This is a genomic window from Bradyrhizobium sp. USDA 4341 (genome assembly GCF_054063755.1).
Window position 1 is genome coordinate 4,086,567 of sequence record NZ_JBSSGO010000002.1, and the last position, 25,699, is coordinate 4,112,265.

Consider the following 25,699-nt stretch of genomic DNA (forward strand, 5'->3'; position numbering starts at 1 on the left):
CCCGGTCCCGTCTACGCCGAGGCTTCGACGAGGCTCATGGTCTCAGGCACGCCGAAGCTTCGGCGGAGGCGGCAAGCCGGGCGATGGCACGAGTTCGGGGCGATGAACCGGGCGCTTACCCGCCCATCTTCGCGAGCAGCGCGTCGGACACCTCGAAATTGGCGTACACGTTCTGCACGTCGTCGTGCTCGTTGAGCAGGTCCATCAGCTTCAACAGCTTTTCGCCGGTCTCGTCGTCGACTGCGACGGTGTTCTGCGGCTTCCAGGTCAGCGCCGCCTTGCGCGGCTCGCCGAACTTCGCTTCCAGCGCTTTTGCGACCTCGCGGAACGTCTCCTGCGAGGCGTAGACCTCGTGACCGGCTTCGCTGGAGACCACGTCGTCGGCGCCGGCCTCGATCGCGGCGTCCAGCATGGCGTCGTCGGAGGCGACCTTGGCGTCGTATTCGATGATGCCGGTGTGATCGAACATGAAGGCGACCGAACCGGTTTCGCCGAGATTGCCGCCCGACTTGGTAAAGAAGGAGCGGATGTCGGAGGCGGCGCGGTTGCGGTTGTCGGTCAGCGCCTCGACGATCACGGCGACGCCGCCGGGGCCATAGCCCTCGTAGCGGATCTCGTCATAGTTCTCGCCCTCACCGCCGATCGCCTTCTTGATGGCGCGGTCGATATTGTCCTTGGGCATGTTCTCGGCGCGGGCGGCGACCACGGCGGCGCGCAGCCGCGGGTTCATCGCCGGGTCCGGGGCGCCGAGCTTGGCCGCCACGGTGATTTCGCGGGCGAGCTTGCCGAAAAGCTTCGACTTCTGGGCATCCTGCCGGCCCTTGCGGTGCATGATGTTCTTGAATTGGGAATGGCCGGCCATGCGACGTCTCTTCGAGCGTAGGGTCTGAACAGGGGTGGAAAACGCGGCCTTATAGGCCCCTGGCGGTCAAAATCAAAGGTCGGCAGGGGCCGTCCGGCGGAGGAATACTACCGCATGCCGGAATATGAGGCACTTGTTAACCATGACTTCATGCCCGGATGCGAGGATCGCCCCGTCCCGCCGCAACTTTCCAAGGCAACTTCCAACAGCCCCACAGAGCCCCCATGGCGTTCGGTTTGTTTCGAAAGCAAGTGCCGGAGCCGGCCGCGCCGCAGGTTCCAACCGCGGCTGCCGCGGCTGAAGCCTCGACCGAGACTGATTCGGCCAAGGATTCGTCCAGGGAAATCCTGGAACTGCTGGAACTCGAGCTCGGCGCGATGATCCGCCAGCTCGAGCGCGCCGCGGGCTCGGTGGCCGACGGCGCCGAGGCGACGGCCGCCAAGCTCGCGACCATCCGCGCCCGCACCGACGCGCTGACGGGCCGCAGCAGCGATGCGCAGAGCACCGCGACGACGTTCTCGGAAGCCGCCGACCGTTTCACCCATTCCGCCGAAGGCATCGGCGCGCAGGTGCGCAGCGCGAGCCAGCTCGCCGACGACGCCGCGGCGGCAGCGCGCGAAGCCACCGCCAATGTCGATCGCCTGCGCGAATCCTCGGCGGCGATCGGCAATGTCGTCAATCTGATCGCGCAGATCGCGCGGCAGACCACGCTGCTTGCGCTCAACTCGACCATCGAGGCGGCGCGCGCCGGCGCGGCCGGCAAGGGCTTTGCGGTGGTCGCCACCGAGGTCAAGGCGCTCGCAGTGCAGACCCAGAGCGCAACCGAAGAGATCACGCGCAAGATCGAGGCGCTGCAGAAGGACGCCACCGGATCGGCGGACGCCGTCCACCGCATCTCGCAGGCGATCGAAAAGATCCGCCCGGTGTTCGAGAACGTCAACGGCGCGGTCGCCGAGCAGAACCAGATCACCGGCGAGATGGGCCAGAACGCGGCCTCCGCCTCGCACTTTATCGTCTCGGTCGGCACCAGCGCCGGCGAGATCGACAGTGCAACGCGCGAAGCCGCCGCGCATGGCGACAATGTCGCCAAGGCCGGCAAGGCGGTGACCGGCTTCGCCCAGAAGCTGAAGGCGCGCTGCGCGGTGCTGCTGCGCCAGGACGAGCGCGGTGATCCGCGCAAGAACGAGCGCCTGCCGTGCAGCCTCACGATCGAGATCACGACCGCGCGCGGCAACATCACCGCGCCGGTCTACGAGATCGCGATGGACGGCATCCTGATCGGCGGGCCGGATGCCGAGAGGCTGCCGACCCATGAGACCCTGACCGCGACCTTGCAGGACGTCGGCGTCTGCCGGATCAGGATCGGCGGGCGCTCCAAGGCAGGCAGCCAGGCGCGCTTCGAGGCGGCGACCGCTGCGCTGCGCGAGAAGATCGAAGACCGGATGTGGGCGATTCACGAGGAGAACGCCGAACTCGTCACCCGCGCGATGGAAGCGGGTCGCACGCTGAGCAAGCTCTTCGAGGACGGACTGGCAAGCGGCGCGATCACGATCGCCGACATGTTCGACACCGACTATGTCGAGATATCAGGCACCAACCCGGTGCAGTATCGCACCAAAATGCTGGATTGGGCGGATCGCTCGCTGCCTGCTCTGCTCGAGGCGTTCCTCGCCAAGGACACGCGCCTGGCGTTCTGCGCGACGGTCGACCGGAACGGCTATTTGCCGGTCCATAACAATATCTACTCGCAGCCGCAGCGGCCGGGCGACGTGGCCTACAACACCGCCAATTGCCGCAATCGTCGTATCTTCAACGATCCCGCGGGCCTCGCCGCCGCGCACAATGAGCGCGCCTATCTGGTCCAAAGCTATGCGCGCGACATGGGCAACGGCACCACCGTGATGATGCGCGAGATCGACGTGCCGATCCACGTGCGCGGCCGGCACTGGGGCGCGTTCCGCACCGCCTACAAGCTTTGATGACTTCGTAGCCCGGACGCAGCGAAGCGTAATCCGGGACAGGTATTCCCACAGGCAGGAATCCCGGATTTCGTTGCGCTGCATCCGGGCTACGCAGTGCACGCTCAGGCAAGACCGACAGCGCGAATCACGTTTTAGTTTTCGAAATGGGAATGTTGCGGCGGGCCAGCGGACCGCTCTGATGGAGGAAGTGCTGATATGTCGGCGGCGCAGCTTGCAGTGCTGGATACGTCATCGAACCGGACGCTGGCCGAACGGCTGGTCGACCAGCTCGCCGACCGCATCGGCGGCCTCGGGGTCGAGCTTGCCGACATCGCCGGCAACGTTCAGGAGGTCGCGAACCGCGTCACCAACCAGTCGGAGCGGTTCCATCATTTGCAGGAGACCGCCGAGATCATGGTCTCGGCCAATCACGGCATCGCCAATGCATCGCAGGCGGTGCAGACGACCGCATCCGCGGCGGTCGGCCAGATCGCCGAATCGCGCAACGCGGTCGAGACGGCGGTCAGCCATATCGCAGAGCTCGTCGCGGCGGTCGGACGGATCGAGGCGCGGCTCGCCGCGGTCGGCTCCGCGCTGAGCCAGGTCGCCAAGGTCTCCGGTTCGATCGAGGCGATCGCCAAGCAGACCAATCTGCTGGCGCTCAACGCCACGATCGAGGCCGCGCGCGCGCCGGCAACGCCGGCCGCGGCTTTGCCGTGGTCGCGAGCGAAGTGAAGAACCTTGCCGAGGCGACCCGCCAGGCGACCCATCAGATTTCCGACACCGTGCGCGACCTCGACGGCCAGATCGGCAGCCTGATCGGCGAGAGCAGCGACGCCTCGCTGCGGGCCAAGAGCGCCGGCGAAGGCGCCCGGCAGATCTCCGGCATCATCATGCGCGTGCAGGAGGGCTTCTCATCCGTCGGCGCCGAGATCGGCAGCGTGGCGCGCGCCGCGACCTCCAATCTCGGTCATTGCGACACCGTGATCGCGGAGCTGAACGAACTCGCCAAGGGCGTCGATCTCTCCTCGCGCGACCTCAAGCACGCCGACGGCCGCGTCGCAAAGCTGCTCGAGCTGTCCGAAAGCCTGATCGTGACCATCGCCGACAGCGGCGTCGAGACCAGCGATGCGCCGCTGATCCGCGTCGTGATCGACACCGCGAAACAGATCTCGGAACTGTTCGAGCAGGCGATCGCGCGCGGCGAGATCACGCTCGCGCAATTGATGGACGAGAATTATCGCGAGATCGCCGGTACCAATCCGAAGCAATATCTGACCGACTATGTCAGCTTCACCGACCGCGTGCTGCCTGCGATCCAGGACCCGATCCAGAAGACCGATCCGCGCATCGTGTTCTGCGTCGCCTGGGCGCGGAGCGGCTATCTGCCGACCCACAATCCGAACTACCGGCTGCCGCAGGGACCGGACCCGGTGTGGAATAACGCCAATTGCCGCAACCGCCGGCTGTTCAACGACCGCGCGGTGAGCAAGGTCGCGGCCAATACCAAGCCGTTCCTGCTGCAGACCTATCGCCGCGACATGGGCGGCGGCAATTTCGTGCTGATGAAGGACGTGTCGTCGCCGATCTTCGTGAACGGCCGCCACTGGGGCGCGTTCCGGATGGGCTTCCGGCAAGGCTAGGCCAGCCCCTGGCCGGGCTGGGGGGTGCACTGCCAAAAAATGGAAAACAACCCCATGCAAAGGAAGCCGGCGGCTCTCGGCGCTCGACACTGCACTTGACACGTCGGGCAACTCAGAAGTATTTTTCCATTATTCCGAAATAGTGCAAACACTCCTCGTCCCGGGCAGTCGTGAAATCCGCGGCCCCATCCCCGTCATTGCGAGGAGCGACAGCGACGAAGCAATCCATGCCGCCGCATGTGGTGAGATGGATTGCTTCGCTTCGCTCGCAATGACGAAAAAATCTGCAACTAGCGAGCACTGAAACTCACTTCACTCAGAACCCCGGCACTGCGGGCTCGAGCCGTCCGCCGGCCGAAATCAAAGGTCAGCGAGCTATCCGTCTCAGCCCTTCTTGATCCTCGGTAGCCTTCGAATTAGGGCGCCAACCACTGATTTGGATCTCGCAGGGCGTCCAACACGTAGTATCGGTTTTCCTTAGAATGTTCTGCAAAATGATCCCGGTTCTCCCACACCGTCTTCCATTCAGCAGACGACGTAAGGGGCGTGAAGGTCAGATCATCATTTTGTCGATAGACACGCCATATCGGCAATTCTGATGCGACCACACTGTCGAGAAACGCGGCAACGAAGCCAGGATGCCAACTCGTGTCCATTCCTATTGATGCGAGCGGCCCACTTTCGCTTATCGACACCATTCCCCATGGTCTTTGAGGACCGTGGCCTTCATTGCAATAGGCCAACGCCAAGTCCCAGCTGCGGTCCTCGATGTTGTCCAGCACGGATATTGCTGCGCGGACGAGCCATAGTCCCAGTCCCTCATGACAACATGCGGTTCGACTAAACGCTGTCTGATGAAGGCCACGGTGGCCTCATGATCAATTGTTGCAAGCTCGGTCTCGATAAGTCCCTTCAGCCACTCCGCCGAGACACTCATATCGTGATCACCAATCCGCAATATAATTCAGGTCCAAAACCCCGGCACGGCGGGCTCGAGTCGCCCGCCGGCGCGCACCGGCGCGACCTTGACCGCAAGCCCGGTCGCATCGTCGGTCTCGACCGCGACGCCGCTCAGCGTCGCAACGCCGCCGGCCGGCTCGAAACGTCCGGAGGGAATGCCGGTGAGGAAACGCTGCAGCGGCTCCTCCTTCTGCATGCCGATCACCGAATCATAATCGCCGGTCATGCCGGCATCGCTCATATAGGCAGTGCCGCCGGGCAGCACCTGATGATCGGCGGTCGGCACATGGGTATGGGTCCCGACCACGAGGCTGACGCGGCCGTCGCAGAAGAAGCCGACACCCTGCTTCTCGCTGGTGGCCTCGGCATGGAAATCGAGCACGATGGCGTCACAGCCTTCGCGCAACGGGCAGGCTTCGAGCTCGCGCTCGATCGCGCTGAACGGATCGTTCGAGGACGGCTCCATGAAGACGCGGCCGATCGCGTTGATGATCAGCGCGCGCTTGCCGCTCTTGGTGTCGACCAGCGTGGCGCCGCGGCCCGGCGAATGGCGCGGGAAATTCAGCGGCCGGATCAGGCGTGGCGCGCGCTCGATGAAGACCAGCGCCTCCTTCTGATTCCAGGCGTGGTTGCCGAGCGTGATCGCATCGGCGCCGGCATCGAGCAGCTCCTGATAGATCGCCTCGGTGATACCGAAGCCGCCGGCGGCGTTCTCGCCGTTGACGACGACGAGATCGAGCGACCAGTCCTTGATCATGCCGGGAAGATGGTCTGATATGGCGGTGCGGCCGGTCCTGCCGACGACGTCACCAACGAAGAGAATACGCAAGGCTAGCTACTCCGGAAATCGAACGTCTTGCGCTCCGTTAGCACATAATCGAGCGGGACGTCGTGCGACAGCGCCGGAATGGCCTTGGTTTCCTGTGCAGCAAAGGCGATCCCCACCCCGATCACATGCTTGGCCTTGCGCAGGTGTGCAAAGGTATAGTCGTAATAGCCGGCGCCGTAGCCGATGCGGTGGCCGAGCCGGTCGAATGCCGCAAGCGGCACCAGCATCACGTCGGGATGCACCTCGGCCGCGGCCGGCGACGGCTCGGGAATGCCGAGCGGCCCGAGCATCAGCCGGTCCTGCGGCGACCAGCTGCGGAAGGTCAGCGACTGGCCGCGCGCATTGATGCAGGGCAGCGCAAGCCGCGCCCCCTTTTCGGCAAGCTTCTTCATCAGCGGCGCCGGATCGAGCTCGCTGCGGATCGGCGCATAGCCCGAGATGATCATGCCTTGCGTGATCTCGAACGGCGCGCCGCGCTTGGCGAGCGCCTCGGCAGCGGCCGCGCGCTGCTCGTCGCTCAGCGCGTCGCGCTTGGCGAGAGCAAGCGCCCGAAGCTCGGCCTTCGATGGAGCTGCGTGCATGATCCATCTTCCGCTGTCATCGTCCGCAAAACGCGAACGAGCCGGCACTCAGAAACGCTAGCATTCGTTTGACCGGGCCGCGGCGCACTGGACACCCCGCAAGGACCCTGCCAGCGGGCGAGCCGATGACGAGACCCATTGCGGGGAAACTGCACCACAATCAAACCGCCGCGGCGCGACGACAAGGCAACAGCAAAAATCAGTGCGAAGCCGCAGAGGCCGTTGGAGCGCTCGATCCCGGAGTTCCCTACGAAAGTAGGTGGGCACCATATGTCCGGGTCCACGGACCCGGCCAGGGACAGTTCCCTAAAGGATCGATAAGGCCCCGGGGATATATGGCTCCTGACGCACGACGCAGCTTCGCAAGGCCAATGTAGCGACGAAGTTGCGGTTCCGCCAGCGGCAAGCGGCGGACTTCCGCAAACAAGGGGCGGACTTCCGCAAATCAGGCGCCGGCGCCGTGCTCGGCTTCCGGCGGAGTGCAAAACATCCGGTGCCTGGCGTGGGCTCCGTCGCTGCGCCAGACGAAGTGGGCGCCCCGCCGCCGGATCGCCGCCCGAGCTGGCCCCTCAATCAGCCTCTGCCGCTCAGCCGCGCCACCATGTTCTTGGTGTAGTGCGCCAGCAGAACCGGCGCGTTGTTGCCAAGCACGTCGATCCTTCCCCCGTGCTTGAGCACGAGCAACCCGACCAGATGCGTGATGAGCGCGGTGGCCTCGATGCGGACCATCGGCAGAAACGGCTTCGCCGTGGCCTTGCGGACCTGCTCCGCGAGCAGAGCGAGCAGAGCGTCCAGTTGCCGATTGAGGGCCTCATCCAATCCGGACCCAAGCTTCTTCTTGCGCTCCCCGTTGAACAATACGAGCGACAGCGTCAGCTCGGACGGATGCGCGTCGTAATATTTGTATATTGCAAGGGTCCCGCGTCGAAGGGACTTCGCCGGAACAGCGATGCCGTCCATCGCTGCCCTGACTTCTTCAGTGACTGCCAACAGCGATTCACCCAGCACCGCCGCGAATACTTCCTCCTTCGATCGAAACAGCGGGTAGATCGCGCCTGTCGTGCACCCGGCCATTTGCGCGATCGCCCTGATCGACGCGCCTTCGAGGCCGCCGGCCTCAAATACACGACGCGCGGCGTCAACGATCACGCGACGTCGATGAAGGTCGAGGGTCGCCTGATAGGTTTGCGCAGCGGCAGACATTGACTCCTTGCCAACTTTGTAACATCGTTCCCAACGAATAACGCTGTTATTTGGCTTAGGCAAGCGCAGGTTGGCGCCGCGGCCCCAAGGACTTCCGACGCCGGACGCAGTTCAGAATCTCTCCCGGAGAGCACCATGCGTGAACACAAGACGGCACGCTCCAATGAGCCCCTGCTTGATGCCGAGCAAGTGCGGCGGGCGATCATCCGAAGCCTGCCGAGCATCGACCACCACGGCGAGATCGTCGAGAACGTCGGACCGAACGCGATCCGCGTCCGGCTTCCGTATCAGCAGGCGTTCATGGGAGCCGAGTTGTGGCAAGACGGCAGCGGCAGCGTGTTTTCGGGACCGATGGTGATGGGCCTTGCCGACACCACGATGTACGGCTGCGTCCTGGCGGCCCTCGGAGCCAACGTCATCCCGGTGATGGCAGCCTTCAACATCACCTTCCTGCGGCCAGCCAGGGCTTCGGATCTAATCGCGGAGGCGCGCATCGTGCGCCGCGGCCGCCGCCTGCATTATCTCGAATGCTGGCTGACGTCCGACGGCGAACCAGACCCTTGCGCCCATATCACGTCGACATATCGGGTCGCGGTGCGGCCGGAGCGCTAAAGCGCGATGAGATCAGGTTGAATCGTCATCGCGCTTTAGCTTCTTGTTTGAGCATGATCTTTTCGGAAAACCGCTTCACACTTTTCCGGATCATGCTTTGGCGCGCCATGCGCCACTCATGCGGTCCGGCGGAGGATCGTTGGCAGATGCGGGCAAATAGATCGCATACGGCGGCGTCCGATCATTTCAGTCCGGCCTGTCCTCCCCGCGGGTGAAGGCTGCCGCGAACTTCAGCCGATCGCGATGCCGCCGCCGATGGTGCGGTTGAGCACCTGCGTGGTGCGCTCGATCCGCTCGGCGGCGGCGTTGAGCGCGTTGGAGACCGCGGTCTGGGTCGCGCGGGCGCGGTCGGTGGCGGCTGTGCGGGCATTGCGTAGTTGCTCGACCTCTTCCTCGAGGCTGCGGATGCGCGCGCCCGCATCGACCAGTTCGTCGCAGGCGGTGAGCGCCGCCATCACGGTGAGCCGCGCATCGCCGATCTCGCCGAACTTGCCGCGCAGCGATTCGACGCGCTGCTGGAGATTTTCCGCGAGCTTCAGGAGCCGCACCTCCTGGCCCTCCTCGCAGGCCATCCGGTATTGCCGGCCATTGATGGTGACGTTGATGTGGCTCATCTGCCTTCTCCGCCCTCGAGCACGGCGCGAATGGTGCCGATCGCCGCGTCGAGCTTTTCCGCGATGTCGCGATTGACGCGCTCGAGCTTGCGCGTCTTCACCAGCGATCCGTCGAGTTCGTCGGCAAGCCTGGAGCGATCGGCGCCGAGCGCCTGGATCCGGCTCGCCAATTCGTTTTCGTCGCGGTCGGCCTCGCGGCGCCGCTCCACCGAGCTCTCCAGCGCATCGAGCGCTGCCATCAGCCGCCTTGTCGCAGCATCGATATCGGCGAGCGGTGCCTCGGTATTGCCAGAGCCGTTGGCGAGACGATCACTCATGACACGCGGTGTGGACCCTTCAAATTGGCTAGCTGGGGTAGCCTGGTGGAAACAGGCCTGCCGCACGGCAAAACTGGCGGTTCGGCAAGCGGTTAGCGGACGAAATTTACGTGGCAAGCGAGCCGAGCGCAACGGCGGCGCCAAACTATGCACCGTTCAATGAAATTGGGCCATTTTGAGCAACTTTTCCCCGTTTTGGGGCGTTTCAGCGCCTTGGACTTGCGGAATTGAGGTGCTAATCCACCCTCCAACCCGTAAGGCCATCCACGCGCGTATCGCGGCTGCCCGCCCCGATGCGTCCAGCAATCAGCTCCTCATTCCAGGCGGACTTTTCAACATGACGCAGGTCGATCACACCCGTATGGCCAATGCGATCCGTGGCCTTGCCATGGACGCCGTCGAGAAGGCGAATTCCGGCCATCCCGGCCTGCCGATGGGCGCCGCCGACATCGCGACCGTCCTGTTCACCAAATTCCTGAAATTCGATGCCGCCGACACCGCATGGCCCGATCGCGACCGCTTCGTGCTGTCGGCCGGCCATGGCTCGATGCTGCTCTATGCGTTGCTGTACCTCACCGGCAACAAGGACATGACGCTCGACCAGCTCAAGCATTTTCGCCAGCTCGGATCGCTGACGCCGGGACACCCGGAGAATTTCCACACCAAGGGCATCGAGACCACCACCGGCCCGCTCGGTCAGGGCATTGCCACCGCGGTCGGCATGGCGCTCGCCGAGAAGATGCTCGCCGCGGAGTTCGGCAAGAAGATCGTCAACCACCACACCTATGTGCTCGCCTCAGACGGCGACCTGATGGAAGGCATCTCGCAGGAAGCGATCGCGCTGGCCGGCCACTGGCGCCTCAACAAGATGATCGTGCTGTACGACGACAACGGCATCTCGATCGACGGTCCGACCTCGATCTCCGATTCCGTCGACCAGGTGAAGCGCTTCAAGTCCGCCGGCTGGGCCGCCGAATTGATCGACGGCCATGATCCGCAGGCGATTGCCGCTGCGATCACCCGCGCGCAGAAATCCAGCAAGCCGTCGATGATCGCCTGCAAGACCACGATCGGCTTCGGCGCGCCGACCAGGGCCGGCACGGCGAAAGCGCATGGCGAGGCGCTCGGCGCCGCCGAGCTCAAGGGGGCCAAGGAGAAGCTCGGCATTTCGCTCGAGCCGTTCTCGGTGCCCGACGACGTGCTGAAGGCCTGGCGTGAGGCGGGTGCCCGCGGCGCCGCCGAGCACAAGGCATGGGACGAGCAGTTCGCGCAGCTCGGCAACCGCAAGCGCGCCGAGTTCGAGCGCCGGCTGCGTCACGAGCGGCCGCAGTCGCTCGCCAAGGGCCTGCGCGCCTTCAAGAAGGGCCTGTTGGAAAATCCGCTCAACGTCGCCACCCGCAAATCGTCGGAAGCCGCGATCGAAGTGATCGCCGCCGCGATGCCGATGGAGTTCGTGGCCGGCTCCGCCGACCTCACCGGCTCCAACAACAACAAGGCGAAGTCGGCGACAGCGTTTGCCGCCAAGACGCCGAAGGGCCGCTTCATCCATTACGGCATCCGCGAGCACGGCATGGCGGCGTGCCTCAACGGCATCTTCCTGCATGGCGGCTTCGCGCCGAACGGCGCCACCTTCCTGGTGTTCACCGACTATGCGCGCGGCGCGATGCGGCTGTCGGCGCTGATGGGCACCGGCGTGGTCTATGTCATGACCCATGACTCGATCGGCCTCGGCGAGGACGGCCCGACGCACCAGCCGGTCGAGCATCTCTCCGCGCTGCGCGCGATGCCCAACATGCGCGTGTTCCGTCCCTGCGACGCGGTTGAGACCGCCGAGTGCTGGGAACTGGCGCTCAACCGGATCGACGGGCCGACCGTGCTGGCGCTGACCCGCCAGAACCTGCCGCAGCTCCGTACCACGGCGCCGAACGACAACCCGTGCAGCCACGGCGCCTACGAGCTGGTCGCGGCGCAGGGTGACGCAAAAGTGTCATTGTTCGCCTCCGGTTCCGAGGTCCAGATCGCAGTCGAGGCGCAGAAGCAGCTCGCCGGGCGCGGCATCGCGACGCGGGTGGTCTCGGTCCCGTCGCTGGAATTGCTGCTGGCGCAACCCGCCGAGCGGCAAAATGCCGTCATCGGCAACGCCCCGGTCAAGATCGCGATCGAGGCTGCGGTGCGCTGGGGCTGGGATGCCGTGATCGGCCGCGATGGCGAATTCGTTGGCATGCACGGATTCGGCGCCAGCGCCCCGGCGAAGGACCTTTTCCCGCATTTCGGCATTACTGCGGAGGCCGTCGTTAACGCTGCCCTGAAGCGCGTCTGACGCTGGCCTGACACCCGCCGGTCGAAGGTTGAGCTTGCCGCGAAAAAGGATTACCAAAGCTCCATCTTTTCCGCTCGCGTCCGGCTGAACCGGGCGTTCCGCCGTAAAACCCTCGTGGGACACCTCCCGCGGGGCCGGCAGTAGCTTTTAGAGGAGACACAGCATGGCAATCCGCGTCGCGATCAACGGGTTTGGGCGTATCGGCCGCAATGTGTTGCGCGCCATCGCCGAGTCCGGCCGCAAGGACATCGAGGTGGTCGGCATCAACGACCTCGGTCCGGTCGAGACCAACGCGCACCTGCTGCGCTTCGATTCCGTGCATGGCCGCTTTCCGGGCACCGTGACCGTCGACGGCGATTCGATCAGCGTCGGCGACAACAAGATCAAGGTCTCGGCCGAGCGCGATCCGTCCAAGCTGCCGTGGAAGGCCCTCGGCGTCGACATCGCGCTGGAATGCACCGGCATCTTCACCGCCAAGGACAAGGCCTCTGCGCACCTCGCCGCCGGCGCCAAGCGCGTGCTGGTCTCGGCCCCGGCCGATGGCGCTGACGCCACCATCGTCTACGGCGTCAACCACGACACGCTGAACAAGGATCAGCTCGTCATCTCCAACGGCTCCTGCACCACCAACTGCCTCGCGCCGGTTGCCAAGGTGTTGAACGAGACGGTCGGCATCGAGACCGGCTTCATGACCACGATCCACGCCTATACCGGCGACCAGCCGACGCTCGACACCCTGCACAAGGATCTCTATCGCGGTCGCGCCGCAGCGATGTCGATGATCCCGACCTCGACCGGTGCCGCGAAGGCCATCGGCCTGGTGCTACCGGAACTGAAGGGCAAGCTCGACGGCGTCTCGATCCGCGTGCCGACCCCGAACGTCTCGGTGATCGATCTGAAGATCGTCGCCAAGCGCTCAACCGACGCCAAGGAAATCAACGAGGCGATGAAGCGCGCCTCCGAGCAGCAGCTCAAGGGCATTCTGGGCTTTACCACCGCGCCGAACGTCTCGATCGACTTCAACCACGATCCGCACTCGGCCACCTTCCACATGGACCAGACCAAGGTGCAGAACGGCACGCTGGTGCGCGTGATGGCCTGGTACGACAATGAGTGGGGCTTCTCGAACCGCATGGCAGACACCGCCGTTGCGATCGGCAAGCTGATCTAAATTCGACTGTTCGTGATGCCCGGCCGAGCGCCGGGCATCTGCGTGTTTGCCCCCGCATTCGCGACCTCAACGGCCGCGACATCGGCAAGCGAAAGCGACGCCGTCCACTGGATGGCTGTGTCCGGCCGCACAGGAAACGCCCATGACCAAATCGTTCCGCACCCTCGACGACGTCAACGTGAAGGGCAAGCGCGTGCTGCTGCGCGTCGACCTCAACGTTCCCATGGAAGGCGGCCGCGTCACCGACGCCACCCGGCTCGAGCGCGTTGCGCCCACCATCACCGAGATCTCCGACAAGGGCGGCAAGGTGATCCTGCTCGCCCATTTCGGCCGGCCCAAGGGACGCGATCCCAAGGAGTCGCTGAAGCCGGTCGCCGAAGCGTTGTCCAAAGTGATCAAGCGCCCGGTCGCGTTCGCCGAGGATTGCATCGGCGAAGCGGCGGCCAAGGCGGTTGCGGCCCTCAACGACGGCGACATCCTCTGCCTCGAGAACACCCGCTTCCACAAGGAAGAGGAAAAGAACGACGCCGGCTTCGTCGCGGAGCTGGCCAAGCTCGGCGACATCTGGGTCAACGACGCCTTCTCCGCCGCGCACCGCGCCCACGCCTCGACCGAAGGCCTCGGCCACAAGCTGCCGGCCTATGCCGGCCGCACCATGCAGGCCGAGCTCGACGCGCTCGGCAAGGCGCTGGAAGCACCGACCAAGCCCGTGATCGCGATCATCGGCGGCGCCAAGGTCTCGACCAAGATCGATCTGCTGGAAAACCTCGTGAACAAGGTCGACGCGCTGGTGATCGGCGGCGGCATGGCCAACACCTTCCTGCACGCGCAGGGCATCGCCGTCGGCAAGTCGCTCGCCGAAAAGGACCTCGCCGCGACCGCGCTTCGGATCATGGAGAAGGCCAATGCGGCCAATTGCGCGATCATCCTGCCCGTTGATGCCGTCGTCGCCAACCAGTTTGCCGCCAATGCGCCGTCGCACGCCTATGGCCTCGACGCGATCCCGGCCGACGGCATGATCCTCGACGTCGGCCCGCAATCGATCGCGCGGATCCATTCCGCGATCGACGATGCCGCGACGCTGGTCTGGAACGGGCCGCTCGGCGCCTTCGAATTGACGCCGTTCGACCGCGGCACCGTGGTGTCGGCCAAGCACGCCGCCGAGCGCACCCGGGCCAGGAAGCTGATTTCGGTTGCCGGCGGCGGCGATACCGTCGCTGCGCTCAACCAGGCGGGCGTCGCCGGCGATTTTTCCTACGTCTCGACCGCGGGCGGCGCGTTTCTTGAATGGATGGAAGGCAAGCCGCTGCCGGGCGTCGAAGTGTTGAAAAACGGTTGATCCAGAGCATGATGCGGAAAAGTGTGAAGCGGTTTTCCGAAAAGATCATGCTCAAACAAAGAGCTAAAGCGCGATGACGATTCAACCTAATCTCATCGCGCCTCAAATCCGCGAACGCGCTTTACAGGGAGAAATGGAATGGCTCGCATAACATTGCGGCAACTGCTCGATCACGCGGCCGAGCATGATTACGGCGTACCTGCCTTCAACATCAACAACATGGAGCAGGCGCTGGCGATCATGGCCGCGGCCTCCGAGGTCGACGCGCCCGTCATCATCCAGGCCTCGCGCGGCGCGCGGTCCTACGCCAACGACGTCATGCTCAAGCACATGATGGATGCCGTCACCGAGATCTACCCGCAGATCCCGGTCTGCGTGCATCTCGACCACGGCAACGAGCCCGCCACCTGCATGACCGCGATCCAGGCCGGCTTCACCTCGGTCATGATGGACGGCTCGCTGAAGGCCGACGGCAAGACGCCGGGCGACTGGGACTACAATGTCGGCGTCACCAGGACCGTGACCGGCATGGCCCATCTCGGCGGCATCTCGGTGGAAGGCGAGCTCGGCGTGCTCGGCTCGCTCGAGACCGGCATGGGCGACAAGGAAGACGGCCATGGCGCCGAAGGCAAGCTGTCGCACGACCAGCTTCTGACCAATCCGGACGAGGCCGTGAAGTTCGTCCAGGAAACCAAGGTCGACGCGCTCGCGATCGCGATGGGCACCTCGCACGGTGCCTACAAGTTCACCCGCAAGCCCGACGGCGACATCCTCGCCATGAATGTGATCGAGGAAATCCATCGCAAGCTGCCGAACACGCATCTCGTCATGCACGGCTCCTCGTCGGTGCCGCAGGAGCTGCAGGAGATCATCAACGCCAATGGCGGCAGGATGAAGCCGACCTGGGGCGTGCCGGTCGCCGAGATTCAGCGCGGCATCAAGAACGGCGTGCGCAAGATCAACATCGACACCGACAACCGGATGGCGATGACCGGCCAGATCCGCAAGGTGCTGAACGACAATCCGGAAGAGTTCGATCCGCGCAAGTATCTGAAGCCCGCGATGGAGGCGATGACCAAGCTGTGCAAGCAGCGCCTGCAGGAATTCAACACCGCGGGCCAGGCCAGCAAGATCAAGAAGGTGCTGACCACGGCGGAAATGGCCAAGCGCTACGCTGCGGGCGCGCTCGACCCCAAGGTTGCCTGACAAGGTCGCCTGAGAGATCGCCTGACAACTTCTCGCCTGAATCATTAAGGCGGGACACCGGTTCTGACGCAGTTGGAAACGGTGTCCCGGGGCTTGATCGCCGGCTGCGACAAACATCGGCCGCGACGAACGTTTTCTAGGCATTTGCCCGAGAACCGCCTATTTTGGTTTGCAAAGGCAATGGCTCCGGAGGACGCCCCCGATGAACCTCGCTGACCTCAACAAAATTGCGCTCGCCATGGTCACCCCGGGCAAGGGCATCCTCGCCGCCGACGAATCTTCCGGCACCATCAAGAAGCGTTTCGACGCCATCAAGGTCGATTCGACCGAAGACAGTCGCCGCGACTATCGCGAGATGCTGTTCCGTTCGCAGGAGGCGATGAGCAAGTACATCTCCGGCGTCATCCTGTACGACGAGACGATCTGGCAGAATGCCAAGGACGGCACGCCGCTGGTCAAGCTGATCGAGCAGGCCGGCAGCATTCCCGGCATCAAGGTCGACGAAGGCACGCAGGCGTTGCCGAACTGCCCCGGCGAACTCGTCACCGTCGGCCTCGACAAGCTCGCCGAGCGCTTGAAGAAATATTACGAGCGCGGTGCGCGCTTTGCGAAGTGGCGCGCCGTGATCGATATCGGGCCGCGAATCCCGACCCAGACCGCGGTCCGCGTCAACGCGCACGCGCTGGCGCGCTACGCGGCGCTGTGCCAGGCGGCGCAGATCGTCCCGATCGTCGAGCCTGAGGTGCTGATGGACGGCGATCACGACATCGACCGCTGCTATGAGGTGACGCAGCGCGTGCTGAATCGCACCTTCCAGGAATTGCGGGTGCAGCGCGTCGCGCTCGAAGGCATGATCCTGAAGCCCAACATGGCGATCTCGGGCAAGAAATGCCCGAAGCAGGCGTCTGTGCAGGAAGTCGCCGAGAAGACCATCCGCCTGCTCAAGAGCTGCGTGCCCGCCGCGGTGCCCGGCATCGCCTTCCTCTCCGGCGGACAGAGCGACGAGGAGGCGACCGCGCATCTCGACGCGATGAACAAGATCGGCCACCTGCCCTGGCGGCTGACCTTCTCCTATGGCCGTGCGCTGCAGGCGGCGCCGCAGAAGGCGTGGTCCGGCAAGCCCGACAACGTCCCGGCGGGCCAGCGCGCCTTCTCGCATCGCGCCCGGATGAACGGGTTGGCGAGCACCGGCAATTGGGAAGCCGGCCTCGAGAAACAGGCGGCATAGTTGGCCACCAAGCCCGTTCCGCCGCGGCCGGCGCCGCGCCTCTATCTGGCAACCCCGCCAGTCGACGAGCCCGCGCGGCTTGCGGCCGAGCTTGCCGACCTGCTTGCCGCGGCCGACGTCGCGGCCGTTTTGGTGCGGCTGCGCCAGACCGATCCGCGCAGCATGATCTCCACCATCAAGGCGCTGGCACCTGCGATCCAGAACGCGGGTGCGGCGCTGCTGATCGACGGCCATCCCGATATCGTGGCGCGCGCCGGCGCCGATGGCGCGCATCTGACCGGCCTCGCCGCGATGGAAGAGGCGATGCCCTCGCTGAGACCCGACCGCATCGCAGGCGTCGGCGGGCTCGCGACGCGCCACGATTCCATGGCCGCGGGCGAAGCGGGTGCCGATTATGTGCTGTTCGGTGAGCCCGACACCAACGGACAGCGGCCCTCGCTTGAGGCGATCGCCGAGCGGCTGGAATGGTGGGACGAATTGTTCGAGCCGCCCTGCGTCGGCTTTGCGACCTCGCGCGAGGAAGCCGAGGCATTCGCCGCGGCCGGCGCGGATTTCGTGCTGGTCGGAGACCTCATCTGGTCCGATCCGCGCGGCGCCAAGGCCGCACTCGCCGAGATCGGCGCAGCGATTGCGCAGGCGCATGCCGGCACGTTGGGCCAGGCCAAAGCCGAGGGATGACGCCGGAATGAACCGCCTGCGTCCGATAGGTGTTGCGCTCGGCTGCATGATGCTGACGAGCGGCGCGATGGCGCAGCTGTCGATCACGCCGCCGGCACAGACGCCGCCGCCCGCGAAGAAGGAGGCGCCGAAGGAGAAGCCGAAGGTGCACGCGCCCGCCGCGAAGAAGCCTGCGCCGAAGCCTGCCGCCATGCCAACGGCCACCCCGACGCCCTCGCCGACCCCGACGCCGGACGATCCCAATGTCGATCTCGTCTACGGCGCCTATCAGCGCGGCCTGTACAAGACCGCGTTCGAGCTGGCGATGGTGCGCGCCCAGAACAGCAACGATGCCAAGGCAATGACGATGCTGGGCGAGCTCTATGCCAACGGGCTCGGCGTCAAGCGCGACTACGTCAAGGCGGACGACTGGTACAAGCGCGCATCCGATGCCGGCGACCGTGAGGCGATGTTCGCGCTCGCGATGATGCGAATCGCGGGCCGTGGCGGCGCGGTGGACAAGGATTCCGCGGTCAAGCTGCTGGCCTCGTCGGCCAAGCTCGGCGAGCCGAAGGCGGCCTATAACCTCGCGCTACTCTATCTCGACGGCCAGACCCTGCCGCAGGACCTCAAGCGCTCCGCCGAGCTGTTGCGGATGGCCGCGGACGCCGGCAGCCCCGAGGCGCAATACGCGCTCGCGACCTTCTACAAGGAAGGCACCGGCGTGCCAAAGGACCTCGAAAAGGCGGCCCGGCTGCTGCAGGCCGCCTCGCTGGCCGACAATGTCGATGCCGAGGTCGAATATGCCATCGCACTCTACAACGGCGCCGGCACGCCGCGGAACGTGCCGGCGGCGGTGGCGTTGCTGCGCAAGGCGGCCCGGCAGAACAGCGCGATCGCGCAAAACCGCCTCGCCCATGTGCTGGCGACCGGCGCCGGCGCCCCGGTGGACAAGGTCGAGGCGCTGAAATGGCACACCGTCGCCAAGACCGCCGGCAAGGGCGACCCCGATCTCGACGACATCCTCGCCGATATGAGCCGGGAAGACCGCGCCAAGGGCGAGGCAGCCGCGCGAAAATGGATCGGAAACAACGTCAAATGACGCCTTGACGGCGCCACTTCCAGAGGGCACCCAGTCCAGCAATCCTAGGCAGTTCCCCTCCCGCCCCGTCATCCTGAGGTGCGAGCGGAGCGAGCCTCGAAGGATGAACGGCCCGGCTGGTGGCCGTTCATCCTTCGAGACGCGCGTTCCGCGCTCCTCAGGATGACGGGACCACGTTTGGGCCGGCGCTCCAGCACAATCGCAAAGAAACCGTTCATCATGCTCTACTCCGCTCTCATCAATGTCATGGTCAAGGCCGCGCGCCGCGCCGGCCGCAGCCTCAAGCGCGACCTCGGCGAGATCGAACACCTCCAGGTGTCGCTGAAGGGGCCGGCGAACTTCGTCTCGCTCGCCGACAAGCGGGCCGAGGAGATGCTCTACACCGACCTCGAAAAGGCCCGGCCCGGCTACGGGTTCCTCGGCGAGGAAGGCGGCAAGCGCGAAGGCGGCGACAAGAGCCACACCTGGATCGTCGATCCCTTGGACGGCACCACCAACTTCCTGCACGGCATCCCGCAATTCGCGATCTCGATCGGGCTTCAGCGCGAAGACACGATCATCGCGGGCGTGATCTACAATCCCGCCAATGACGAGCTCTACATCGCCGAGCGCGGCAAGGGCGCGTTCCTCAACGACCAGCGGCTGCGCGTCGCCGGCCGCCGCCAGCTCAACGAATGCGTGGTCGCCTGCGGCCTGCCGCATATCGGCCGCGGCAATCACCAGCTGGCGCTGCAGGAGATGGCCGCGCTGCAGAGCAAGGTCGCGGGCTTCCGCCGTTTCGGCGCCGCCTCGCTCGACCTCGCCTTCGTCGCAGCCGGCCGGCTCGACGGCTATTGGGAGCGCAATCTGCAGGCCTGGGACGTCGCAGCCGGCCTGCTGATGGTCCGGGAAGCCGGCGGCACCGTCTCCGGCATCCAGGGCAGTGACGACCCGCTGCAAACCGGCCACGTCGTCTGCGGCAACGAGTTCGTGCACGGCGAGCTGATCAAGATCCTGAAGCCGCTCGGGCAATAGCGCGACGGCGCGATCTAATCGTCGTCGCTGTCATCTTCGTCGTCGTCTCGTCCGTCACGAAATTCACCGCCGAGGGTCAGACCCTCGATAGTCGTGGCGCCCTTCGCCTTGATCACCCGGCGAAGCGGGACCGAGCTCTCACTGCGCAGCGCCTCCATCAGATGTTCCGAATGGGTGACGATCCAGATGTCGGCGCGGCGCGACGCCCTGGCGATCAGCCTGGCCAATGGCGCCAGCAGCGATGGATGCAGGCTGGTCTCGGGTTCGTTCAGCGCGATGAACGGCGGCAGCCGGTAGCCCATGAACACGGCGAGCAGGCAGATATATTTCAGCGTGCCGTCGGATAGTTCGTGCGCCTTGAACGGACGCGGCACGTCCGCCTGCTGCAGCTCGAATTCGCACCGCCCGTTTTCCGCCCATGCCCGGAGCTCGGCGCCCGGGAACGCATCCTCGATCGCATCCTGCAGGTCGGCCGCATCTTGCCTGATCGCGCTGAGCGTTGCCAGGGCGGCAGCCAGATCGCTGCCATCGGCGCTCAGCGACGGCGTCGTGATCGCGAGACAGGGCTTTCGGATCGGCGACGCCGGATCGGTGCGGAAATCGTGATAGAAGCGCCAGCTCTGCAGCGCGTTTCGGATCAGGTCGATTTCGGGGCACGCCCTGCCGTCGAGGAAATCCGCGAGCGCGGTTTCCGACGGCAGCACCGCATCCTTGTGCTCGCTCCAGGCGCCGCTCTCGCCGCGGACACTGACGTGCGAATTGGTCCGCTCCATCATCAGGACTTTCCGCTTGCCGTGGATCGCCTCGATGCGTTCGGACTTGATCATCGGCTCGCCGGGAAATGCCGCCTCGACCGGGCCCGGATGTCCGAGCTCGATCGCGTAGTTGACGTGATCGAATCTGACCTCCAAGCGCAGCCGTCCATCCTCGCCCCGCCTGCGGATGCCGGACCAGCAGACCGAGTTCAATCCACCCTCGTCGGCGATCGTGCGCGTGATCCGGCCGGTCGCCGCGTCGCGCAGCAACGACAGGGACTTGTAGAGATTGGATTTGCCGACGCCGTTCTCGCCGACGAAGACCGACAGCGGTTGAATGGGCATGTGGAGCCGCCGAATGGAGCGATAATTCGAGATCGCAATATCGGTCGGCCGCATCACATGCCCTCAATCCCCGGGTTGCCTGCACGCTCCCCGTTCAATCCAGAGATGCAATCTGGATTGGCCAGGTCGCAAAGGCAAGCCGCCGATCCGATCGGCGCCGATCTCTGACATCAGTGACCGATCCTTGCCGGCGCGGGCGGGCCGTAGGCTTCGGCGTTGTCGGGCGCCTTCTCGCGATCACCGGCCAGCACGCGCTGCACGCTGACGAAGAACACCGGCACCAAGAGCAGCGCGAGGACCACGACGGCGATCATGCCGCCCATCACCGAGGTGCCGAGCGCCTGCTGGCTGGCACCGCCGGCGCCGGTGGCGATCGCCATCGGCAGCACGCCGCAGACGAAGGCGAGACCGGTCATCAGGATCGGGCGGAAGCGCAAGCTGCACGCCTCGATGGTCGCCTCGACCAGCGGCTTGCCCTGCGCGCGCAGGTCCTTGGCGAACTCGATGATCAGGATCGCGTCCTTCGCCGCGAGGCCGATGATGGTGATGAGGCCGACGGTGAAATAGACGTCGTTCGACAGCCCACGCAGCGTCGCCGCCACCACGGCGCCGAGAATGCCGAGCGGAATCGTGAGCAGCACCGCGAGCGGAATGGTCCAGCTTTCATAGAGCGCGGCGAGCAGGAGGAATACCACCAGGACCGAGAGCGCGAGCAGGAACGGCGCCTGCGAGCCCGACAGCTTCTCCTGCAGCGACTGGCCGGTCCACTCATAGCCGAATCCGCGCGGCAGCTTGTCGGCGAGCCGCTCCATCTCCGCGATCGCATCACCCGAAGTGAAGCCCGGCTTCGCCTCGCCGGAGATGCGCACCGCCGGATAGTAGTTGAAGCCCGCAATTTGAGTGGGCCCCTTCGACCATTCGATGGTGGCGAAGGCCGAGAACGGCACCAGCTGGCCGCGGCTGTTCTTGACGTTGTAATTGAGGATGTCGTCCGCGTTCATGCGGCTGGTCTTGTCGGCCTGCACGATGACGCGCTGCATGCGCCCGCGGTTCGGGAAGTCGTTGATGTAGTTCGAGCCGAGATTGGTCGAAATGGTATTGTTGATGTCCTCGAAGGTGAGGCCGAACGCGCCGGCCTTTTCGCGGTCGATCATCAGATTGACCTGCGGCGCCGGCGGCAGGCCTTCGACATAGACCTTCTGCAACACGGGACTGGCATTGGCCTCCGCGATCAGGCGGTCGCTTGCTGCGATCAGCGCGGCATAGCCCTTCTGGCCACGGTCCTGCAGGCGGAACGAGAAGCCCGAGGAGTTGCCGAGGTTGTCGATCGGCGGCGGCTGCAGCGCCGAGATCCTGGCATCGCGGATCGTCGACGACAGGTCGCGGTTGATGTCGGCAACGATGGCGGCGGCGGAATCTTTCGAGCCGCGCTCCGACCAGTCCTTCAGCGTGATGAAGGCCTGTGCGGTGTTCATGCCCTGGCCGAGGAAGCTGAAGCCGGTGAGGAACGTGACGTTCTCGATGCCGGCGCGATCCTTCAGATACTTCTCGACCTGCTCGACCGCAGCTTCGGTGCGTGCATAGGACGACTCCGACGGCGTCTGCACGTCGGTCGTGATGAAGCCCTGGTCGTCGACCGGCAGGAAGCCGCCGGGCAGCCGCACGAAGCCGTAGGCGACGCCCGCGAACAGCACGAGATAGATCAGCATCAGCCGGCCGGTGCGCTTCAGCCCGGCCTGCACCGTTCGGACATAGCCGGCACGGCCATTGTCGAGCACGCGGTTGAAGGCGCCGAACACGCCCTTGCGGGCATGGCCGTGGCCCTTCTCGACCGGCTTGAGCAGCGTCGCGCACAGCGCCGGCGTCAGCGACAGCGCGAGCAGCGCCGAGAACGCGATCGCCGCCACCATGGTGACCGAGAACTGGCGATAGATGATGCCGACCGAGCCGGGGAAAAACGCCATCGGCACGAACACCGCCATCAGCACCAGCGTGATGCCGATGATGGCGCCGGTGATCTGCGACATCGCCTTCTTGGTGGCTTCCTTCGGCGGCAGGCCCTCTTCGGCCATGATGCGTTCGACGTTCTCGACCACGACGATGGCGTCGTCGACCAGGATGCCGACCGCCAGCACCATGCCGAACATGGTCAGCATGTTGATCGAGAAGCCCGCGATCATCAGCGTGGCGCAGGCGCCGAGCAGCGCCACCGGAACCACGATGGTCGGAATGATGGTGTAGCGGATATTCTGCAGAAATAAGAACATCACGATGAACACCAGCACCACCGCCTCGACCAGCGTCATCAGGACCTTCTCGATCGAGGCCTTGACCACGGGCGTGATGTTGTAGGGGATTTCGTAGGAGACATTGGCCGGGAAGAAGCGCGACAGCTCCTTCATCTTGGCTTCGACCGCGCTCGCGGTCGCCAGCGCATTGCCCTTCGGCGACAGCAGCACCGAGAGGCCGGCGGTCGGCTTGCCGTCGAGGCGGGTGTTGAACTGGTAGCTGAGGCCGCCGATCTCGATCCGCGCGACGTCGCGCAGGCGGACCGTCGAGCCGTCGGGATTGGCGCGCAGGATGATCGCGCCGAACTCGTCGGGCGAGGAGAGCTGGCCCTTCACCAGGACCTGCGCGGAGATCTTCTGCGTGTCGGTGCTGGGCTCGGCGCCAATGCTGCCGGAGGCGACCTGGGCGTTCTGCGCCGTGATCGCCTTGTTGACGTCGTCGGCGGACAGGCCGTAGCCGACCAGCTTGGCCGGATCGATCCAGATGCGTAGTGAACGCTCGGTCGAATACAGCGTGGCGCGGCCGACGCCGGGAATGCGGCGCACCTCGCCCAGCACGTTGCGGATCATGAAGTCGCCGAGGCCCACTTCATCGAGCGAGCCGTCGGTCGAGTTCAGCGTGATGATCTGCAGCACGGCGGAGGAGGCTTCCTCGACCAGGATGCCCTGCTGGATCACGGCGCGCGGCAGCCGCGCCTCGACGCGCTTGAGGCGGTTCTGCACCTCGACCGAGGCCTGGCTCGTGTCGGTGCCCGGCTTGAAGTTGGCGATGATCTCGACCTGGCCGAGCGAGTCGGACGTCGATTCGAAGTTCAGGATGTTGGCGGCGCCGTTGAGCTCCTCCTCGATCAGCCGCGTCACGCTGTTGTAGAGGTTCTCAGGCGACGCGCCGGGATAGCTCGTCGAGATCGAGATCGAGGGCGGCGCGATGATCGGATACTGCGCGACCGCGAGCAGCGGAATCGAGATCGCGCCGACCAGACAGATGAACAGCGCGACGACCCAGGCGAAGATCGGCCTGTCGATGAAGAAGGCGGGCATGTCGGATCACCGCACCGCGTGCGCGGTCTGCTGCGAATCCGATGCCGCAGCAGCGTCGATCTCACGCCAGGCCAGCGGCCGAACCTTGTCGCCGGCGGCGAATTTCTGGAAACCCTCGACGACGACCTTGTCGCCGGCCTTGAGGCCTTCGGTCACGAACCAGGCGCCGCCCTGCAGCGAGCCGGTGCGCACCGGCTGCACCGCGACGTGATTGTCGTCCTTGACGACGAACACCTCGCTGCCGCCGCCGCCATTGCGCTGGATCGCCTGCTGCGGCACGGCGATCGCATCGGTGTCGATGCCCTGCTCGATCTGCACGCGGACATACATGCCCGGCAGCAGGACGCGCTTCGGATTCGGGAACTCGCCGCGCAGGGTGACCTGCCCGGTATGGGCGTCGACCTTGGCGTCGGAGAACAACAGCTTGCCCGGCAACGGATAGATCGAGCCGTCGTCGAGCACGAGACGCACCTTCATCGCGTCGGCCTCGATGCGGTCGAGATCGCCGTTCTCGAAGGCGCGGCGCAGCTGGTTCATCTCGGTGACCGACTGCTGGAAGTCGGCATAGATCGGATCGAGCTGCTGGATGGTCGCAAGGCTCGCGGCGTCGTTCTGCACGACGAGCGCGCCTTCGCTGATGACCGCAGCACCGATGATGCCGTCGATCGGCGCGCGAATGGTGGCGTAATCCAGATTGAGCTTGGCACGCGCGACGTCGGCCTCGCGGCCCTGCACGTCGGCTTCGGCCTGCTTCAGGTTGGCGATCGCCTTCTCGTTCTCGGCCTCCGAGGTCGCGCGCTGGTTGGTGAGGGTGGCGATACGGCGGGCCTGCAGCGAGGTCTGCTCGAGCACCGCCTTGGCGCGTGACAGCGCCGCCTCGGTCGACTGCACTTCGACCTCGAACGGGCGCGGATCGATCTGGTACAGCGGATCGCCGGTCTTCACCTCGCTGCCCTGATGGAACATGCGGTTGACGACGATGCCTGAGACACGCGGGCGCACCTCGGAGACGCGGGTCGGCGCGATGCGGCCCGGCAGCTCGCGCACCATCGCGCGCGCCTGCTGCTTCACGGTGACGACACTGACGTCCGGTTCGGGTGCTTGTACGGCGGCGGTTGCAGAATTCGGCTCGTCGCAGCCAGCAAGCAGTGGCGCCGTCACGGCCAGCATCAGAGCAATGCATGCCGATTGCGCGCGAAGTCCAGACATTGAGATGATCGCCCCTGAGAGGTTTGAACAAACGAACGGCGGTGTCACGGCGACAGCGCTCGCGTTGCTGCAGTGAAAATAAAATCTCGTTGCTGCGACGCAATGCGTTTCTTGGCGGCTCATTGTCACAGAACGCTATCGCCCTGATTTCGCGGCATGTTTTATCGGGTCACTGCATTGTGAGCGGGTTCCATCGCAGGCTGTGGGAATGCGTTAAGGACTGCGTGAGCGGGAACAGGTCATTTGCCTGCGCAGGAATGCCGCACCTCGCAACATCATGCGGCGATCCGGCCGAATCACCGCGCATCGCGCGTACCTCGTCCAACGATACGTGCAAACCGGCCTCGTCTCGCGATCTGCGCGTGGGACCGGGGGCCTGCGCGAGCGTTGATCGGGAGACCGGCGACGAAGCCGCGCAAAGCGGCAACACTCCGCCCAATCT

At 65.2% G+C, this 25,699-nt stretch carries 20 protein-coding genes, 1 other RNA gene and 1 pseudogene; 11 read left to right on the top strand and 11 right to left on the bottom strand.

The window, feature by feature from the left end:
• Positions 1-115 precede the first annotated feature (115 nt).
• On the bottom strand, positions 116-862 hold the full coding sequence (locus ACVIGB_RS25410; RefSeq protein WP_456720583.1) for a YebC/PmpR family DNA-binding transcriptional regulator: 747 nt from the start codon (positions 860-862) through the stop codon (positions 116-118).
• Between the two features lie 224 nt (positions 863-1,086).
• On the opposite strand from ACVIGB_RS25410, the gene ACVIGB_RS25415 reads away from it, so the two are divergent.
• Both ACVIGB_RS25415 and ACVIGB_RS25420 read left to right on the top strand, forming a co-directional pair.
• A complete protein-coding gene (locus ACVIGB_RS25415; RefSeq protein WP_456720582.1) occupies positions 1,087-2,841 on the top strand; it encodes a methyl-accepting chemotaxis protein in 1,755 nt (584 codons plus the stop codon).
• A 198-nt stretch (positions 2,842-3,039) separates the two neighbouring features.
• A pseudogene (locus ACVIGB_RS25420) lies at positions 3,040-4,466 on the top strand (methyl-accepting chemotaxis protein).
• 416 nt (positions 4,467-4,882) lie between these two features.
• Here ACVIGB_RS25420 and ACVIGB_RS25425 read toward each other — a convergent pair.
• The 5 genes from ACVIGB_RS25425 to ACVIGB_RS25445 all read right to left on the bottom strand — a co-directional run bounded on the left by ACVIGB_RS25425 (position 4,883) and on the right by ACVIGB_RS25445 (position 8,039).
• Entirely contained in the window at positions 4,883-5,248 is a 366-nt protein-coding gene (locus ACVIGB_RS25425) for a hypothetical protein (protein ID WP_456720580.1), read from the bottom strand.
• 182 nt (positions 5,249-5,430) lie between these two features.
• The gene (locus tag ACVIGB_RS25430; RefSeq protein WP_092123653.1) at positions 5,431-6,255 is read right to left on the bottom strand and encodes a TIGR00282 family metallophosphoesterase; all 825 of its coding nucleotides are present in this window, start codon (positions 6,253-6,255) and stop codon (positions 5,431-5,433) included.
• A 2-nt stretch (positions 6,256-6,257) separates the two neighbouring features.
• Positions 6,258-6,836, bottom strand: a complete 579-nt coding sequence (locus tag ACVIGB_RS25435) for a 5-formyltetrahydrofolate cyclo-ligase (protein ID WP_456720579.1) — start codon at positions 6,834-6,836, stop codon at positions 6,258-6,260.
• 203 nt (positions 6,837-7,039) lie between these two features.
• A non-coding RNA gene (ssrS, locus tag ACVIGB_RS25440) (6S RNA) lies at positions 7,040-7,200 on the bottom strand.
• 209 nt (positions 7,201-7,409) lie between these two features.
• The gene (locus ACVIGB_RS25445; RefSeq protein ID WP_456720578.1) at positions 7,410-8,039 is read right to left on the bottom strand and encodes a TetR/AcrR family transcriptional regulator; all 630 of its coding nucleotides are present in this window, start codon (positions 8,037-8,039) and stop codon (positions 7,410-7,412) included.
• A 135-nt stretch (positions 8,040-8,174) separates the two neighbouring features.
• Here ACVIGB_RS25445 and ACVIGB_RS25450 point away from each other — a divergent pair, with 135 nt between their 5' ends.
• A complete protein-coding gene (locus tag ACVIGB_RS25450; RefSeq protein WP_456720577.1) occupies positions 8,175-8,651 on the top strand; it encodes a PaaI family thioesterase in 477 nt (158 codons plus the stop codon).
• A gap of 230 nt (positions 8,652-8,881) precedes the next feature.
• On the opposite strand, the gene ACVIGB_RS25455 is transcribed toward ACVIGB_RS25450, so the two are convergent.
• Together ACVIGB_RS25455 and ACVIGB_RS25460 are read right to left on the bottom strand one after the other, a co-directional pair.
• Complete coding sequence (locus tag ACVIGB_RS25455; protein WP_092123645.1) at positions 8,882-9,265, bottom strand: cell division protein ZapA; 384 nt, start codon at positions 9,263-9,265, stop codon at positions 8,882-8,884.
• Positions 9,262-9,582, bottom strand: coding sequence for a DUF4164 domain-containing protein (locus ACVIGB_RS25460; RefSeq protein WP_092123643.1), 321 nt, complete (start codon positions 9,580-9,582; stop codon positions 9,262-9,264). The genes ACVIGB_RS25455 and ACVIGB_RS25460 overlap by 4 nt, the downstream gene beginning before the upstream one ends.
• A gap of 337 nt (positions 9,583-9,919) precedes the next feature.
• Between ACVIGB_RS25460 and tkt the strand changes: the two genes are divergently transcribed.
• From tkt to ACVIGB_RS25500, 8 genes are all read left to right on the top strand, one after another.
• Positions 9,920-11,902 (top strand): transketolase, encoded by a 1,983-nt coding sequence (gene tkt, locus ACVIGB_RS25465; protein ID WP_207833087.1) that lies wholly within the window; start codon positions 9,920-9,922, stop codon positions 11,900-11,902.
• A 163-nt stretch (positions 11,903-12,065) separates the two neighbouring features.
• Positions 12,066-13,073 (top strand): type I glyceraldehyde-3-phosphate dehydrogenase, encoded by a 1,008-nt coding sequence (gene gap, locus ACVIGB_RS25470; protein WP_456720576.1) that lies wholly within the window; start codon positions 12,066-12,068, stop codon positions 13,071-13,073.
• Positions 13,074-13,215: 142 nt separating this feature from the next.
• Entirely contained in the window at positions 13,216-14,412 is a 1,197-nt protein-coding gene (locus tag ACVIGB_RS25475) for a phosphoglycerate kinase (protein WP_456720575.1), read from the top strand.
• A gap of 138 nt (positions 14,413-14,550) precedes the next feature.
• Positions 14,551-15,618: a class II fructose-bisphosphate aldolase gene (gene fba, locus ACVIGB_RS25480; protein ID WP_456720574.1), complete on the top strand. Its 1,068-nt coding sequence runs from the start codon at positions 14,551-14,553 to the stop codon at positions 15,616-15,618.
• Positions 15,619-15,820: 202 nt separating this feature from the next.
• Positions 15,821-16,846 carry a class I fructose-bisphosphate aldolase gene (locus ACVIGB_RS25485; protein ID WP_456720573.1) on the top strand — a complete coding sequence of 342 codons (1,026 nt, stop codon included), beginning with the start codon at positions 15,821-15,823 and terminating at the stop codon, positions 16,844-16,846.
• A complete protein-coding gene (locus tag ACVIGB_RS25490; RefSeq protein WP_456720572.1) occupies positions 16,847-17,524 on the top strand; it encodes a thiamine phosphate synthase in 678 nt (225 codons plus the stop codon).
• Between the two features lie 7 nt (positions 17,525-17,531).
• Positions 17,532-18,605, top strand: a complete 1,074-nt coding sequence (locus tag ACVIGB_RS25495; protein WP_456720571.1) for a tetratricopeptide repeat protein — start codon at positions 17,532-17,534, stop codon at positions 18,603-18,605.
• Between the two features lie 219 nt (positions 18,606-18,824).
• The gene (locus ACVIGB_RS25500) at positions 18,825-19,619 is read left to right on the top strand and encodes an inositol monophosphatase family protein (protein ID WP_092123628.1); all 795 of its coding nucleotides are present in this window, start codon (positions 18,825-18,827) and stop codon (positions 19,617-19,619) included.
• A 14-nt stretch (positions 19,620-19,633) separates the two neighbouring features.
• Here the strand turns inward: ACVIGB_RS25500 and ACVIGB_RS25505 are convergent, their stop codons facing one another.
• The 3 genes from ACVIGB_RS25505 to ACVIGB_RS25515 form a co-directional block, all read right to left on the bottom strand.
• Positions 19,634-20,773: an AAA family ATPase gene (locus ACVIGB_RS25505; protein WP_456720570.1), complete on the bottom strand. Its 1,140-nt coding sequence runs from the start codon at positions 20,771-20,773 to the stop codon at positions 19,634-19,636.
• 116 nt (positions 20,774-20,889) lie between these two features.
• Positions 20,890-24,048 (bottom strand): multidrug efflux RND transporter permease subunit, encoded by a 3,159-nt coding sequence (locus ACVIGB_RS25510; RefSeq protein ID WP_456720569.1) that lies wholly within the window; start codon positions 24,046-24,048, stop codon positions 20,890-20,892.
• Positions 24,049-24,054: 6 nt separating this feature from the next.
• On the bottom strand, positions 24,055-25,257 hold the full coding sequence (locus ACVIGB_RS25515; RefSeq protein WP_092123622.1) for an efflux RND transporter periplasmic adaptor subunit: 1,203 nt from the start codon (positions 25,255-25,257) through the stop codon (positions 24,055-24,057).
• Between the last annotated feature and the right edge of the window lie 442 nt (positions 25,258-25,699).

Excerpts from the sequence above, each read along its gene's own strand:
- ACVIGB_RS25410 (WP_456720583.1), bottom strand. The coding sequence starts at position 862 with ATGGCCGGCCATTCCCAATTCAAGAACATCATGCACCGCAAGGGCCGG.
- ACVIGB_RS25415 (WP_456720582.1), top strand. The coding sequence starts at position 1,087 with ATGGCGTTCGGTTTGTTTCGAAAGCAAGTGCCGGAGCCGGCCGCGCCG.
- ACVIGB_RS25435 (WP_456720579.1), bottom strand. The coding sequence starts at position 6,836 with ATGCACGCAGCTCCATCGAAGGCCGAGCTTCGGGCGCTTGCTCTCGCC.
- ACVIGB_RS25445 (WP_456720578.1), bottom strand. The coding sequence starts at position 8,039 with ATGTCTGCCGCTGCGCAAACCTATCAGGCGACCCTCGACCTTCATCGA.
- ACVIGB_RS25450 (WP_456720577.1), top strand. The coding sequence starts at position 8,175 with ATGCGTGAACACAAGACGGCACGCTCCAATGAGCCCCTGCTTGATGCC.
- ACVIGB_RS25455 (WP_092123645.1), bottom strand. The coding sequence starts at position 9,265 with ATGAGCCACATCAACGTCACCATCAATGGCCGGCAATACCGGATGGCC.
- ACVIGB_RS25460 (WP_092123643.1), bottom strand. The coding sequence starts at position 9,582 with ATGAGTGATCGTCTCGCCAACGGCTCTGGCAATACCGAGGCACCGCTC.
- tkt (WP_207833087.1), top strand. The coding sequence starts at position 9,920 with ATGACGCAGGTCGATCACACCCGTATGGCCAATGCGATCCGTGGCCTT.
- gap (WP_456720576.1), top strand. The coding sequence starts at position 12,066 with ATGGCAATCCGCGTCGCGATCAACGGGTTTGGGCGTATCGGCCGCAAT.
- ACVIGB_RS25475 (WP_456720575.1), top strand. The coding sequence starts at position 13,216 with ATGACCAAATCGTTCCGCACCCTCGACGACGTCAACGTGAAGGGCAAG.
- fba (WP_456720574.1), top strand. The coding sequence starts at position 14,551 with ATGGCTCGCATAACATTGCGGCAACTGCTCGATCACGCGGCCGAGCAT.
- ACVIGB_RS25485 (WP_456720573.1), top strand. The coding sequence starts at position 15,821 with ATGAACCTCGCTGACCTCAACAAAATTGCGCTCGCCATGGTCACCCCG.
- ACVIGB_RS25495 (WP_456720571.1), top strand. The coding sequence starts at position 17,532 with ATGAACCGCCTGCGTCCGATAGGTGTTGCGCTCGGCTGCATGATGCTG.
- ACVIGB_RS25500 (WP_092123628.1), top strand. The coding sequence starts at position 18,825 with ATGCTCTACTCCGCTCTCATCAATGTCATGGTCAAGGCCGCGCGCCGC.
- ACVIGB_RS25505 (WP_456720570.1), bottom strand. The coding sequence starts at position 20,773 with ATGCGGCCGACCGATATTGCGATCTCGAATTATCGCTCCATTCGGCGG.
- ACVIGB_RS25510 (WP_456720569.1), bottom strand. The coding sequence starts at position 24,048 with ATGCCCGCCTTCTTCATCGACAGGCCGATCTTCGCCTGGGTCGTCGCG.
- ACVIGB_RS25515 (WP_092123622.1), bottom strand. The coding sequence starts at position 25,257 with ATGTCTGGACTTCGCGCGCAATCGGCATGCATTGCTCTGATGCTGGCC.